This is a genomic window from Cupriavidus sp. GW822-FHT03E04 (assembly GCF_058801495.1).
Genome location: NZ_JBXANI010000013.1, coordinates 239,588 through 251,466 on the forward strand (window position 1 = coordinate 239,588; position 11,879 = coordinate 251,466).

12 protein-coding genes and 1 pseudogene are annotated in these 11,879 nt (G+C 66.1%); 11 read left to right on the plus strand and 2 right to left on the minus strand.

Annotated elements, in window-relative coordinates; all coding sequences use genetic code 11:
- The first annotated feature begins 46 nt into the window (after positions 1–46).
- The 9 genes and pseudogenes from AC1RQC_RS20750 (at position 47) to AC1RQC_RS20790 (ending at position 8,332) form a co-directional block, all read left to right on the plus strand.
- A complete protein-coding gene (locus AC1RQC_RS20750) occupies positions 47–2,605 on the plus strand; it encodes a heavy metal translocating P-type ATPase (RefSeq protein ID WP_492372407.1) in 2,559 nt (852 codons plus the stop codon).
- Between the two features lie 4 nt (positions 2,606–2,609).
- Positions 2,610–2,756 carry a cbb3-type cytochrome oxidase assembly protein CcoS gene (gene ccoS, locus AC1RQC_RS20755; protein WP_006162067.1) on the plus strand — a complete coding sequence of 49 codons (147 nt, stop codon included), beginning with the start codon at positions 2,610–2,612 and terminating at the stop codon, positions 2,754–2,756.
- 180 nt (positions 2,757–2,936) lie between these two features.
- Positions 2,937–4,385 carry a cytochrome-c oxidase, cbb3-type subunit I gene (gene ccoN, locus AC1RQC_RS20760; protein WP_043347346.1) on the plus strand — a complete coding sequence of 483 codons (1,449 nt, stop codon included), beginning with the start codon at positions 2,937–2,939 and terminating at the stop codon, positions 4,383–4,385.
- Between the two features lie 19 nt (positions 4,386–4,404).
- Positions 4,405–5,082, plus strand: a complete 678-nt coding sequence (gene ccoO / locus AC1RQC_RS20765) for a cytochrome-c oxidase, cbb3-type subunit II (RefSeq protein ID WP_150990991.1) — start codon at positions 4,405–4,407, stop codon at positions 5,080–5,082.
- A gap of 3 nt (positions 5,083–5,085) precedes the next feature.
- Positions 5,086–5,220, plus strand: a pseudogene (locus AC1RQC_RS20770) (cbb3-type cytochrome oxidase subunit 3); the annotation flags it as partial.
- A gap of 96 nt (positions 5,221–5,316) precedes the next feature.
- Complete coding sequence (gene ccoP / locus AC1RQC_RS20775; protein WP_492372406.1) at positions 5,317–6,243, plus strand: cytochrome-c oxidase, cbb3-type subunit III; 927 nt, start codon at positions 5,317–5,319, stop codon at positions 6,241–6,243.
- Between the two features lie 55 nt (positions 6,244–6,298).
- Entirely contained in the window at positions 6,299–7,798 is a 1,500-nt protein-coding gene (gene ccoG / locus AC1RQC_RS20780) for a cytochrome c oxidase accessory protein CcoG (RefSeq protein WP_492372405.1), read from the plus strand.
- A gap of 67 nt (positions 7,799–7,865) precedes the next feature.
- Positions 7,866–8,084, plus strand: coding sequence for a membrane protein (locus AC1RQC_RS20785; RefSeq protein ID WP_043347331.1), 219 nt, complete (start codon positions 7,866–7,868; stop codon positions 8,082–8,084).
- A gap of 2 nt (positions 8,085–8,086) precedes the next feature.
- The gene (locus tag AC1RQC_RS20790; protein WP_253927466.1) at positions 8,087–8,332 is read left to right on the plus strand and encodes a hypothetical protein; all 246 of its coding nucleotides are present in this window, start codon (positions 8,087–8,089) and stop codon (positions 8,330–8,332) included.
- Between the two features lie 86 nt (positions 8,333–8,418).
- Here AC1RQC_RS20790 and fnr read toward each other — a convergent pair whose 3' ends face one another.
- Entirely contained in the window at positions 8,419–9,144 is a 726-nt protein-coding gene (fnr, locus tag AC1RQC_RS20795) for a fumarate/nitrate reduction transcriptional regulator Fnr (protein WP_150990999.1), read from the minus strand.
- Positions 9,145–9,442: 298 nt separating this feature from the next.
- On the opposite strand from fnr, the gene AC1RQC_RS20800 reads away from it, so the two are divergent.
- Complete coding sequence (locus AC1RQC_RS20800) at positions 9,443–10,207, plus strand: sulfite exporter TauE/SafE family protein (RefSeq protein WP_492809177.1); 765 nt, start codon at positions 9,443–9,445, stop codon at positions 10,205–10,207.
- Between the two features lie 23 nt (positions 10,208–10,230).
- Here the strand turns inward: AC1RQC_RS20800 and AC1RQC_RS20805 are convergent, their stop codons facing one another.
- Positions 10,231–10,671: a hypothetical protein gene (locus AC1RQC_RS20805; protein ID WP_492809178.1), complete on the minus strand. Its 441-nt coding sequence runs from the start codon at positions 10,669–10,671 to the stop codon at positions 10,231–10,233.
- Between the two features lie 126 nt (positions 10,672–10,797).
- On the opposite strand from AC1RQC_RS20805, the gene scpB reads away from it, so the two are divergent.
- On the plus strand, positions 10,798–11,874 hold the full coding sequence (gene scpB / locus AC1RQC_RS20810; protein WP_492809179.1) for an SMC-Scp complex subunit ScpB: 1,077 nt from the start codon (positions 10,798–10,800) through the stop codon (positions 11,872–11,874).
- Positions 11,875–11,879 lie beyond the last annotated feature (5 nt).

The following is an 11,879-nucleotide window of genomic DNA, read 5'->3' on the forward strand; positions in this document are numbered from 1 at the left end:
CTTGCCACCGGGACTCTTACCATGCAGATGGTAAAAAAGAGTCCCGATGCCGACTTCCCCAGCCCCAGCCTATTCCGCCCGGTCCCTGCCCAATCCGCCGCCTGCACGCGCAAGCGGCGTGCCTGCGGCCGCCGGGCGTGCGGGCTGCTTCCACTGCGGACAGCCGCTCGTGGCCGGCGAGCCGCCCTTGCATGCCAGCATCGACGGCGAAGAACAGGCGTTTTGCTGCGGTGGCTGCCAGGCCCTGGCGCAGACACTGCACGCAGCCGGGTTCGGCCATCTCTATGGCGACCAGGCCCGCTTTGCCCGGCCGATCGACGACGCGGCGCGGCGCGAGGCCGAGCCTGTCTGGGCCGCCTACGACACCGAGGAGTTACGGGCCCAGTTCGTGCGCCCGCTGGACGAACGTCGGGCCGAGATCACGCTGGCGCCGGAGAATATCCGCTGCGCCGCCTGCGCCTGGCTGATCGAGCAGCACCTGGGCAGCCTGCCCGGTGTGGAATCGGTGATCGCCAACGTGGCCACGCGCCGCGTGGTGGTGCGCTGGCGCGCGGCCGAGCAGCCGGTCTCCGCCTTGCTCGCTGCGCTGGCGGGGATCGGCTACCTGGCGTGGCCGTTCGAGGTTTCGCGCTCGGACCGGCAGGACCGTCATGCGCGCCGTGGCCTGCTGATGCGCATGGCGGTGGCCATGCTCGGCATGATGCAGGTGATGATGTACGCATGGCCCATCTATACCCATGAAGCCACCATCGATCCGGGCCAGTTGCAGCTGATGCGCTGGGCCAGCCTGGTGCTGACCTTGCCTGTGGTGCTGTACTCGGCCTCGCCGATCTTCGCTGGGGCGTGGCGTGGGCTGCGGCAGCGCCACCTGGGCATGGATGTGCCGGTGGCGCTGGGCGTGGGGGCGGGCTTTATCGCCAGCACCGTGGCGACGCTACGCGGCACCGGCGAGGTGTACTTCGATTCCGTCACCATGTTTGTCGCGTTCTTGCTGCTGGCGCGCTACCTGGAGTTGCGCGTGCGCCAGGCATCGCGCAGTGGTGCCGAGATGCTGGCGCGGCAGTTGCCCGCCACCTGCGAGCGCCTGCGTGCCGAGGGCGGCGCGGGCGAGCGGGTGCCGGTGGCACGCCTGCGCGCTGGCGACCTGATCCGCGTCAAGGCGGGCGAGGTGGTACCCGCCGATGCCACGGTGATCGCCGGCGCAAGCGAGCTCGATGAATCCATGCTGACCGGCGAGAGCCGGCCGGTGCCGCGCAGCATCGGGGATCCCGTGCTGGCAGGTTGCTTCAACACCGCGAGCCCGCTTGAGTTGCGCGTGGCCAAGGTAGGGGCGGGCACCCGGCTGGCGGAGATCGTCGCCGTGCTGGACCGCGCGCTGGCCGAGAAGCCGCGCCTTGCCACCGTGGCCGACCGCGTGGCGGGCTGGTTCGTCGCCATCTTGCTGGTGCTGGCGGCCGTCACCGGCGCCGTCTGGTGGGCCTGGATCGATCCCGCGCGCGCGTTGCTTGTGACGGTGGCGGTGCTGGTGGTGAGTTGCCCGTGCGCGCTCTCGCTGGCCACGCCGGCGGCGCTGGCCGCGGCCGGGGCCGCGTTGTCGCGCCGCGGCTTGCTGCTCACGCGCGGCCACGCGCTGGAGACCCTGGCCAGCGTCACGGACGTGATGCTCGACAAGACCGGCACGCTCACGCAGGGGCGTTTCGCACTGGTGCGCACGCAGTCCAGCGGCGATGCCGATGCCGCTACCTGCCTGCGCCTGGCCGCGGCCATGGAACGCTCCGGCGAGCACCCGATCGCGCGCGGCATCGTCGACGCCGCGCAAGCCCAAGGCCTTGCGCACGAGACGCTCGCCATCGACGGCATGCGTAATGTGCCGGGGCAGGGCCTTGAAGCCGATCTGGATGGGCAGCGTTACCGCCTTGGCCGGCGCGAGTTCGTGGAGGCGCTGTGCGAGCACGGCAGCGCCGCCAGCTGGCACGCAGAACTTGCCGGCAGCGAGCGCCGCGGCGCCACGCTGGTATGGCTGGGCAGCGCCGCCGGTGCGCTGGCGGTGTTCGAGTTGGCCGATGTGGCGCGTGAGCAATCCGCGCGCTTGCTCAGCGAGTTGCGCGCGCTCGGCGTGACCTGCCATCTCGTCTCGGGCGATACGCCGGCCACCGTCGGCTGGTGGGCCGATCATTTCCAGATCCCGCGCCGCGAGGGCGGTGTCACGCCCGAAGGCAAGCGCGAGTACGTGGCGCGCCTGCAGCGCGGCGGCGCCGTGGTGCTGGCGGTGGGCGACGGCATCAACGACGCGCCGGTGCTGGCGCAGGCGCAAGTCTCGATCGCCATCGGCAGCGGCGCGCCGCTGGCGCAGGCCGGCGCCGACGCGGTGCTGACCCATGGCCGCGTGGCGGAGATCGCGAACGCGCTCAAGATGGCCCGCCGTGCGCGCAGTGTGGTGCGCCAGAACCTCGCCTGGGCCTTTGCCTATAACGTGATCGCCATTCCGCTGGCGGCAACCGGCTATGTCACCGCCTGGATGGCGGGCATCGGCATGTCGGTGTCGTCGCTGCTGGTGGTAGCCAACGCCTGGCGCCTGCTGCGCGCCGGCAAGCCCGGAGATTGACGCCATGGACATGCTCTACCTGCTGGTGCCGATGAGTCTGGTGCTGGTCGCGGTGATCGCCGGCGCGCTCTGGTGGGCGCTGCACGCCGGGCAATACGACGACCTCGACCGGCCCGGCGAGGCCATTCTGCTCGACAACGATAAGCCCTGAGTGATCACGGCAATGCGGCCGTGCCCGTGCGCGGCCGCGTTGCCGTGTGTGCGGATGTGAGACGCCGTTGCACCTGAGTTCCCATGCTTTCCGGTGCGCTTGATACAGATCAAGACAGCTTGCGCGCGCTTTTCCTACAGTCACAACATCAATTCATGTTTATCCAATCTGGGGGTCTGAATGGCTGTCACCGCCGCGTATTCTCGCGCCGACACCTTCAATTACGGCGTTGTGCGGCAGTTTGCCGTCATGACGGTAGTCTGGGGGATTGTCGGTATGGCCGTAGGCGTTCTGCTCGCGGCACAGTTGATCTGGCCGGAGCTTAATTTCAACACGCCATGGCTGTCGTTCGGACGCTTGCGCCCGCTGCACACCAATGCGGTCATCTTCGCCTTCGGCGGCAGCGCGCTGTTCGCTACTTCGTACTACATCGTGCAGCGCACCTGCCAGGCGCGGCTGTTCTGCGGCCCACTGGCGGCCTTCACGTTCTGGGGCTGGCAACTGGTGATCGTGGCCGCGGTCATCACGCTGCCGCTGGGCATCACCAGCTCGAAGGAATACGCCGAGCTCGAATGGCCGATCGACATCCTGATCACGCTGGTCTGGGTGGCTTATGCCATCGTGTTCTTCGGCACCATCATGAAGCGCAAGACCCGCCATATCTACGTGGCCAACTGGTTCTTCGGCGCGTACATCCTGACCATCGCCATCCTGCATCTCGTCAACAACGCCGAGATGCCGGTGGGCATGTGGAAGTCCTACTCGGCGTATGCCGGCGTGCAGGACGCCATGGTGCAGTGGTGGTACGGCCATAACGCGGTGGGCTTCTTCCTGACCACCAGCTTCCTGGGCATGATGTATTACTTCATCCCCAAGCAGGCCGGCCGCCCGATCTATTCCTACCGCCTGTCGATCGTTCACTTCTGGGCGCTCAACTTCACCTATATGTGGGCTGGTCCCCACCACCTGCAGTTCACCTCGCTGCCGGACTGGGCGCAATCGCTCGGCATGGTGTTCTCGCTGATCCTGCTGGCGCCTTCGTGGGGCGGCATGATCAACGGCATCATGACCTTGTCGGGTGCCTGGCACAAGCTGCGCACCGATCCCATCCTCAAGTTCCTGGTGGTGGCGCTGTCGTTCTACGGCATGGCGACCTTCGAGGGCTCGATGATGTCGATCAAGACCGTCAACGCGCTGTCGCACTACACGGACTGGACCATTGGCCACGTGCACTCCGGCGCGCTGGGCTGGGTCGCGATGATCTCGATCGGTTCGCTCTACTACCTGATCCCGCGGCTCTTTGGCGAGAAGGAGATGTACAGCGTGCGCCTGATCGAGCTGCATTTCTGGATCGCTACCATCGGCGTGGTGCTGTACATCGCCTCGATGTGGATTGCCGGTGTGATGGAGGGCCTGATGTGGCGCGCCACCCAGCCCGACGGCACGCTGACCTACGCCTTCGTGGAAGCGGTCAAGGCCAAGTACCCGTTCTACCTGATCCGCTTGCTGGGTGGCTTGTGCTTCCTCTCAGGCATGCTGCTGATGGCATACAACGTGGCCAGGACCATCATCGGCAAGCCTGCCGTGGATGCACTGATCCCGACCAGCGTTTCCGCCTCCGCCCATTGATCATTCCAGGATAGAAACGATGTCCGAAAAACGAAGCTTCTTTACGCACGAGACCCTGGAGAAGAATATCGGGTGGCTGATCATCTGTACCATCCTGGTGGTCAGCATCGCCGGGCTCGTCCAGATCGTGCCGCTGTTCTTCCAGCACTCCACCACCGAGCCCGACGCGGGTATCAAGCCGTACTCCGCGCTGCGCCTGATGGGCCGCGATATCTATATCCGCGAGGGCTGCGTGGGCTGCCATTCGCAGCAGGTGCGCACCTTGCAAGGCGATGTCGAGCGCTATGGCCACTACTCCACGGCGGGCGAATCGGTCTACGACCATCCCTTCCTGTGGGGCTCCAAGCGTACCGGTCCCGACCTGGCGCGCGTGGGCGGACGCTACTCCGATGACTGGCAGCGCATCCACTTGCGCAATCCGCGCGACGTGGTGCCCGAATCGGTGATGCCGTCCTACCCGTGGCTGGAGAAAACGCCGTTGCAGACCAACGATGTCCGCGACCGCATGCGTGCGCTGCGCCGTCTCGGCGTGCCGTACACCGACGCCGAGATTGAGCAGGCGCCTGCCACGCTGGCCGGCAAGACCGAGGAAGACGCGATGGTCGCCTACCTGCAGGAGCTTGGCATCGCCAAGCGCAATGTGCGTGTCGATACCGCGGCTGCCGCGCAGCCCGCGGCCACGCCGGCCAAGGAGTAAGCCATGGCAATGATCACCGCGTTTTCCACCGTGGTCTCGATGGCTGCCTTCATTGCCATCTGCTGGTGGGCCTGGTCGTCAGGGCGCAAGGCCGCCAACCAGGAGTCGGCCATGCTGCCGTTCGCCTTGCCCGACGAGCCGCTGGCCGCACGCCAAGACGCCAGGCCCGATGCCGGCCACCGCGTCGCGCGTCATGCCGGCGGCGCAAACAACACCAAGCAGGAACACTGAGTCATGAGCGACTTCTTCACGGATTTCTGGAGCTACTACATTGCCGCCATCGCGCTGGTCGGCATCGTCTGGTGCGTGTGGCTGCTGTTTTCCCAGCGCAAGGTCACCAAGATTGTGGGTGCGCCCGAGGACACCGGCCACGTGTGGGACGGCGACCTGCGCGAGCTGAACAACCCGCTGCCACGCTGGTGGATGTGGATGTTCCTGCTGGCATGCATCTTTGGCCTGGGTTACCTAGTGCTGTACCCCGGCCTGGGATCCTACGCCGGCGTGCTCAAGACCTCCAGCCGGGTTGAGCTGGAGGCGCACCGCCAGGCGGCCGAACAACTGCAGCGCGAGGTCTATGGCAAGTACATGCAGATGGACGTCAAGCAGGTGGCGGCCGACCCGGCGGCGCGCGAGATCGGGCAACGCCTGTTTCTCAACTACTGCGCGCAATGCCACGGCTCCGATGCGCGCGGCAGCCGCGGCTTTCCCAACCTGACCGATAACGACTGGCTGTACGGCGGGGAGCCCGAGACCATCACGCAGACCATTACCAAGGGCCGCAACGGCGTGATGCCGTCGTTCGCCTCGACCATCGACGGCAAGCTCGCTGGCGACGTGGCGCAATACGTGCGCTCGCTGTCCGGCCTGTCTTACGACCCGATCCGCGCCTCGCGCGGCGAGAGCACGTTCAAGTCCACCTGCGCGGCCTGCCATGGCTCCACCGGCAAGGGCAACCAGGCGCTTGGCGCGCCTAACCTGTCGGACCGCGTGTGGCTGTACGGCAGCTCGGAGGCGAACATCGTCGACGCCATCCTGAAGGGCCACAACAACCATATGCCGGCGCACGAGGAAATCCTCACGCCGGAGCGTATCCGCATGTTGACGGCCTATGTCTGGGGCCTGTCCAACACCGGCGGCGCAGGCGAGGGGGCGAAGCAATGAGCCACTGCGCTTATGCTTGTCAGCCGGGCCCGCACCGCGGCGGGGGTGTTCGCCCATGAACGCCCCCGGACCGGAGCCGCTTGAAAGGAACGGGGCCGCGTGGGCGCCGCTGCGAGCGCCCACGCCTGATTCGGCGGACGCGGAAACGTCGGACGAGACCCTGTACGAAGTCCGCCGCAAGATCTATCCGCGCTCGGTGTCGGGTGCGTTCTCGAGCTGGCGGGTCTGGATGGTGGTCCTGACCCAGCTGTTCTTCTATGGCATGCCCTGGCTGCAGTGGAATGGCCGCCAGGCCATGTTGTTCGATCTCGGCGCGCGCAAGTTCTATATCTTTGGCCTGGTGCTGTGGCCCCAGGACGTGATCTACCTTGCCGTGCTGCTGGTGATCTCCGCGGTGTCGCTGTTTCTCTTCACGGCGATCGCGGGGCGGCTGTTTTGCGGCTACGCTTGTCCGCAGACGGTGTACACCGAGATCTTCATGTGGATCGAGCGGCATGTGGAAGGCGACCGCTTTGCCCGCATCCGCCTGGACGGCGATCCTTGGAGCGTGCGCAAGCTGCGCCTGAAGGCCACCAAGCACACGCTCTGGATCGTGATCGCGCTATGGACGGGCTTTACCTTCGTCGGCTATTTCTCGCCCATTCGCACGCTCGGCGCGCAGGTGCTGAGCCTCTCGCTGGGTCCGTGGCAGACGTTCTGGATGCTGTTTTACTCGTTTGCCACCTGGGGCAACGCCGGCTTCATGCGCGAGCAGGTCTGCAAGTACATGTGCCCGTATGCGCGCTTCCAGAGCGTGATGGTGGATCGCGACACCTATGTGGTCACCTATGACGTGGGCCGCGGCGAGCCGCGCGGCAGCCGCTCGCGCAAGGCGGACCACAAGGCCGCCGGGCTGGGCTCGTGCGTGAATTGCAGCATCTGCGTGCAGGTCTGTCCTACTGGCATCGATATCCGCGATGGCCTGCAATACGACTGCATTGGCTGCGGCGCCTGTATCGACGCCTGCAACCAGGTCATGGACAAGATGGCTTACCCGCGCGGGCTGATCCGCTATACGTCCGAGAACGCCATGCGCAGCGCGCTCTCCGAGACCGTGGCGCGCAAGCGCCTGGTGCGGCCGCGCACGGTGATCTACTCGGTGATCTGGCTGGCGCTGGTAGCCGGCTTCATGGCCTCGCTGGCCATGCGCACGCCGCTCAAGGTCGATATCATCCGCGACCGCGGCGCGCTGGGGCGGGAAGTGGAAGGGCGCTGGATCGAGAACGTGTACCGGCTGCAGCTGATCAACACGACCGAGGCGCCAATGCGCGTCGCCGTCAGCGCGGGCAGCGATGAGCTCAAGGGCCTGGCCGTGGAATATGATCACGCTGCCGGCAACCTGGAGCCCACGTCCAATCGCCTGATTCCCATCCGGGTGCGCGTGCCTATCGAGTCCGCGGCGCAGGGCACGCACAAGATCGAGGTCACAGTGACCGCGGTGCCCGACGAGGGCGCGGGGAGCCATGGCGCGGAGATTCGACAGAGCACCAGCTTTATCGTGCCGCGCAATCTATGAGGCGGCAGAGACGCTGGTTGCACCAATCCGTACGCAACATACGCGATCTAGATCTAGAGGAGGCCAGATGACGCAGCAAAGTAATCCCTGGTGGAAGGAGCCATGGCCGTGGCTGCTGATGAGTGGGCCGTTCGTGGCCATGGTGGCCTGCGGGGTCACGATCTGGCTGGCCATGACCCATCCGGATCCGCCCATTGAGGAAGGGGTGGCGCGCCACGGACTGGTGGTTGAGAAGGCGGGCAGCGCGGCACGCCAGGCAGCGCCGGTCGCGGCGCAAGCGAGGTGATCATGAGGCTACGCTGGCTGATGTGGGTGCTGTGGCCCGCTTTCCTGGTCGCCGGGCTGACGACCGCGCTGGTATTCTCCATGGTCGATCCCGGCGACCTGCGCTTCTTCGGCCAGCCGGTCGAGGCATCGCGGGAGGCGGTCTACACCGTGGGTTTCCTGATCGCGTGGGTGCTGTGCGCGCTGTCGAGCGGCTTGACGCTGTACACCATGCCCACGCGGCTGGCGGACACGGACGAGCTGGAGTGATTGCGATGCGCGCCTTGCCGGTTCAGGCCAGCAGGCGCGGCATCGCGGCGAGCCGCCGCGGGCGAGGGCGGCGCGCGACGTGCAGGTCAGCAGGACTTGTTGACGATCTGCTTGATCCCCACCATGTCGACCAGCTTGACGTGGCGCTGGCGGATCTGGATCAGGCCGGCTTCCGCAAAGCGCGAGAACAGGCGGCTGACGGTTTCGAGCTTGAGCCCCAGGTAGCTGCCGATTTCCTCGCGGCTCATGCGCAGCACGAACTCGGAGGCCGAATAGCCGCGCGCGGACAAGCGCTCGGACAGGTTGATCAGGAAAGCGGCAAGCCGCTCCTCGGCGCGCATCGATCCGAGCGTGATCAACATGACCTGGTCCTGCGAGATCTCCTTGCTCATCAGGCGCATGAACTGATGCTGCAGCGACGGCAGGACGTTGGACAGCGTCTGGAGATCGCCAAAGCGTACCACGCAGACTTCGGTATCTTCCAGCGCGGTGGCGTCCGACGCATGCTGCATCTCGCCAAGGCCGTCGAGGCCGACGACTTCGCCGGGAAGGTGGAAGCCCGTGATCTGCGAGCGGCCGTCTTCCATTGTCAGGTGGGTCTTGAGCGTGCCGAAGCGGATCGCGTAGACGGCGGTGAGAGGATCGCCGAGGCGGTACAGGGTTTCGCCCTTGCGTACGCGCACCCGGTCCTGGACCAGCGTATCCATCTTTTCGAGGTCCTGCTGCGACATGCCGACGGGCAGGCAGAGCTGGCCGAGCGAGCAAGTGGAGCAGCGGGGCGACATCTCGGTAATGGGAATGGTGGTGAGCAATTGGGGCCTGTCGGTTTAGCGCAGTCAGTCAAGCGCGATGTGGCGGGCGCATTGAGTTGAGAGCTTGACGTTGAGAGTCGTCGGTTGGAAGCGCTATCCACATCGGCCTGGCGCGCGGGTCTTGCGGCAGTGCGCTATCTGTGCAGCGCGGCTTGCCGTGCCCGTCGTCATGTTGTGCGAGCGCGCTGGTGTGCGCGGGCGCAAGGCCTCATGTTGATAGCGCCTCTTGGAGCTGCGGGGGCGCGTTCGCCGCATTTTACCGCGCCAGACGTTGCGATTGTGTGATTGGGAGGAGAAGTTGACCATAGGCGTGCTTATCAGCGTATTTACCTTGGCTTTGCTGGGCGGCGTGCACTGCGCCGCCATGTGCGGCGGGATCGCGCTGGCGGCGGAGCAGGGCGGCGTTGCGCGCGTGCCTGCCACGGTGCTCCGGCGTCCCGGCCATTGGTTGCTGGAACTGCTTGTCATGCATGCCGGGCGGCTGAGCATGTATGCGGTGCTGGGAGGCTTGCTGGGCGCCCTTGGCGCCGGCGTCTGGAAGACGCAGTACCTGCCGCTGCAGCGCTGGCTGTTCGGGGTCGGCAGTGTAATGCTGGTGCTGTCGGGCTTGTGGATGTTGCGCGGGCGCACCATGGGTACGGGTTGGCTGGAGCGGCTCGCCGCCCGGGGCGCGGGTGGCTTGCTGCGCGGCCTTGGTGCCGTCGGGGCGCGCTTGCCGGCTGTGGCCCGGGCGTATGGGCAGGGCCGGTTGCTGCGCCGCTACGGCATGGGGCTAGCCTGGGGGCTGGTCCCGTGCGGCATGGTGTACGGTGCTCTTGCCATGGCGTTGCTGGCCGGCAATGCCCCGTCGGGCGCGCTGGTGATGGCCGTGTTTGGCCTGGGCACCCTGCCGAACCTGCTGGTGATCTCGGGCCTGTCCGGCTATCTCAGGCAGCTTTCGCGGCGCCCGGCGTTGCGGGCTGGCGCTGGGCTTGCGGTGGTGGCCTTTGGCTTGGCCGGGGTGGCGCGCGCGCTGCTTTTGCCTGAGACGCTTGCCGCGCATGGATTCTGCCTGGTCTTCTGAAGCGCTGCTTCGTGGTGTATCTGTCACTTCTTCGCTGAGGTAGCTGTGCGAATCGGTTGCAGGTTTGCCAGGGAATGCCATACAATCGCAAGAACAGCGATATCGCGCACGTATTTCATCGTGGCATCGTCAGGTAGCATCCGCTGCTCAGGGATGCATGCCAGGAACACCCAGGCAGGCATCAGCGCCAGGGACCGTTCCCCATCCGCCGTCCGGTTCAAAAGATTCGGTTCAAAAGACCAGCTACGGCAGGGCGGGGTGAAATAGGCCAGCAGGCCCGATATCCGTATTTTCTTGCACCCGGCGCGTTCGATGATAAACGCCGCGCCGGACAGGTCCGCCACATCAGGGGGAAGGCGCGACGCAAGGGCTCCGTCGACTGGCAGATAATGCCGGTGGCCGGGCGATCTCCTGCCGGTCAGGTCCGGCACCCGATGCAATAAAAGAAGGCGCACGGCTGGCATGCATCAAGCATGCGGTTGGCTGCGCGGCCAGATGGCGGTGGCAATCCCTACCGCTGAACCCGCAATCTCCAGTGCGCCCGGGATCAACCGGGGCGCAGGTGCAAAGACAGGCTGCACGCAATCAACATGAATACCCAAGAGGCGAAGATCGTCCTCGAGACCGCGCTGATCTGCGCGCAGGAACCCTTGCGCGTCAATGACTTGCGCCGGCTGTTTGCCGACGACGTCGGTGCCGACACCATTCGTGTGCTGCTCGAAGAGCTGCGCCGCGACTGGGAGCAACGCGGCGTGGAACTCGTGGCACTGGCCAGTGGCTGGCGTTTCCAGAGCCGCCCTGTCATGCGTGAATACCTGGATCGGCTGAATCCTGAAAAGCCGCCCAAGTACTCCCGCGCCGTGATGGAGACGCTGGCGATCATTGCCTACCGGCAACCGGTCACGCGGGGCGATATCGAGGAAATCCGTGGTGTCGCGGTCAGCACCGAAGTCGTGAAGAAGCTCGAGGACCGCAGCTGGATCGAGGTGATCGGCCACCGTGACGTGCCCGGGCGGCCTGCGCTTTATGCCACCACCAAGAACTTCCTTGATGACCTTGGCCTGCGCACGCTCGATGAATTGCCGCCGCTGGAGGACATCCAGGCCCAGGCGCAGGTCGCGCTGCTGAATCAGGAGCCGATTGACTTCGAGGCGCTGGGCAAGGTGCCGGCGGATAGCGACGAAGAGGCATTCGCGGAACCTGGCGCTGATCAGGCCGGCGCTGCCGCGCTGGTTGCGGCGGATGCCGGAGAGGGTGAACCGACCTCTTCCGGCGTGGTTGCCCACGACGGTCTTGCGGCCGGCGCCATGGATGGCATCGCCGATTTGGTGGATGCGTTTGAAAGGAAGGAGGCCTTGGCGCAAGCGGAAGCCGGGTTCACACCCGCGCCCGAGGCCGAGGCGGAAGTGCCGGCGACGCCCGGGCCAGGCAGTGAGCCAGGGAGCGAGCCGGTGTCCGCCGAGCCCGCCGGCGCGCTGTCTGGCGACATAGCCGCGGAGCAAGCCGTCGAAGACGGTGAAACAAATGAGCAAACGGACACGCCCGCCAACGGTTACCACGTACAAGTGGCCTCCGGCGAGCAGGCGTCCGAAGTCCCGGGGGCGTCCACGACGAATCCGGCGCACCCCAGCGAGCACGACGAGCACGACCAGCGCGTGTCCAACTGAACACC

Coding starts and splice junctions, on each gene's coding strand:
- AC1RQC_RS20785 (WP_043347331.1), top strand. CDS start 7,866: ATGACGCAGCAAAGTAATCCCTGGTGGAAGGAGCCATGGCCGTGGCTG.
- ccoN (WP_043347346.1), top strand. CDS start 2,937: ATGGCTGTCACCGCCGCGTATTCTCGCGCCGACACCTTCAATTACGGC.
- ccoS (WP_006162067.1), top strand. CDS start 2,610: ATGGACATGCTCTACCTGCTGGTGCCGATGAGTCTGGTGCTGGTCGCG.
- scpB (WP_492809179.1), top strand. CDS start 10,798: ATGAATACCCAAGAGGCGAAGATCGTCCTCGAGACCGCGCTGATCTGC.
- AC1RQC_RS20750 (WP_492372407.1), top strand. CDS start 47: ATGCCGACTTCCCCAGCCCCAGCCTATTCCGCCCGGTCCCTGCCCAAT.
- ccoG (WP_492372405.1), top strand. CDS start 6,299: ATGAACGCCCCCGGACCGGAGCCGCTTGAAAGGAACGGGGCCGCGTGG.
- AC1RQC_RS20805 (WP_492809178.1), bottom strand. CDS start 10,671: ATGCCAGCCGTGCGCCTTCTTTTATTGCATCGGGTGCCGGACCTGACC.
- ccoP (WP_492372406.1), top strand. CDS start 5,317: ATGAGCGACTTCTTCACGGATTTCTGGAGCTACTACATTGCCGCCATC.
- AC1RQC_RS20790 (WP_253927466.1), top strand. CDS start 8,087: ATGAGGCTACGCTGGCTGATGTGGGTGCTGTGGCCCGCTTTCCTGGTC.
- ccoO (WP_150990991.1), top strand. CDS start 4,405: ATGTCCGAAAAACGAAGCTTCTTTACGCACGAGACCCTGGAGAAGAAT.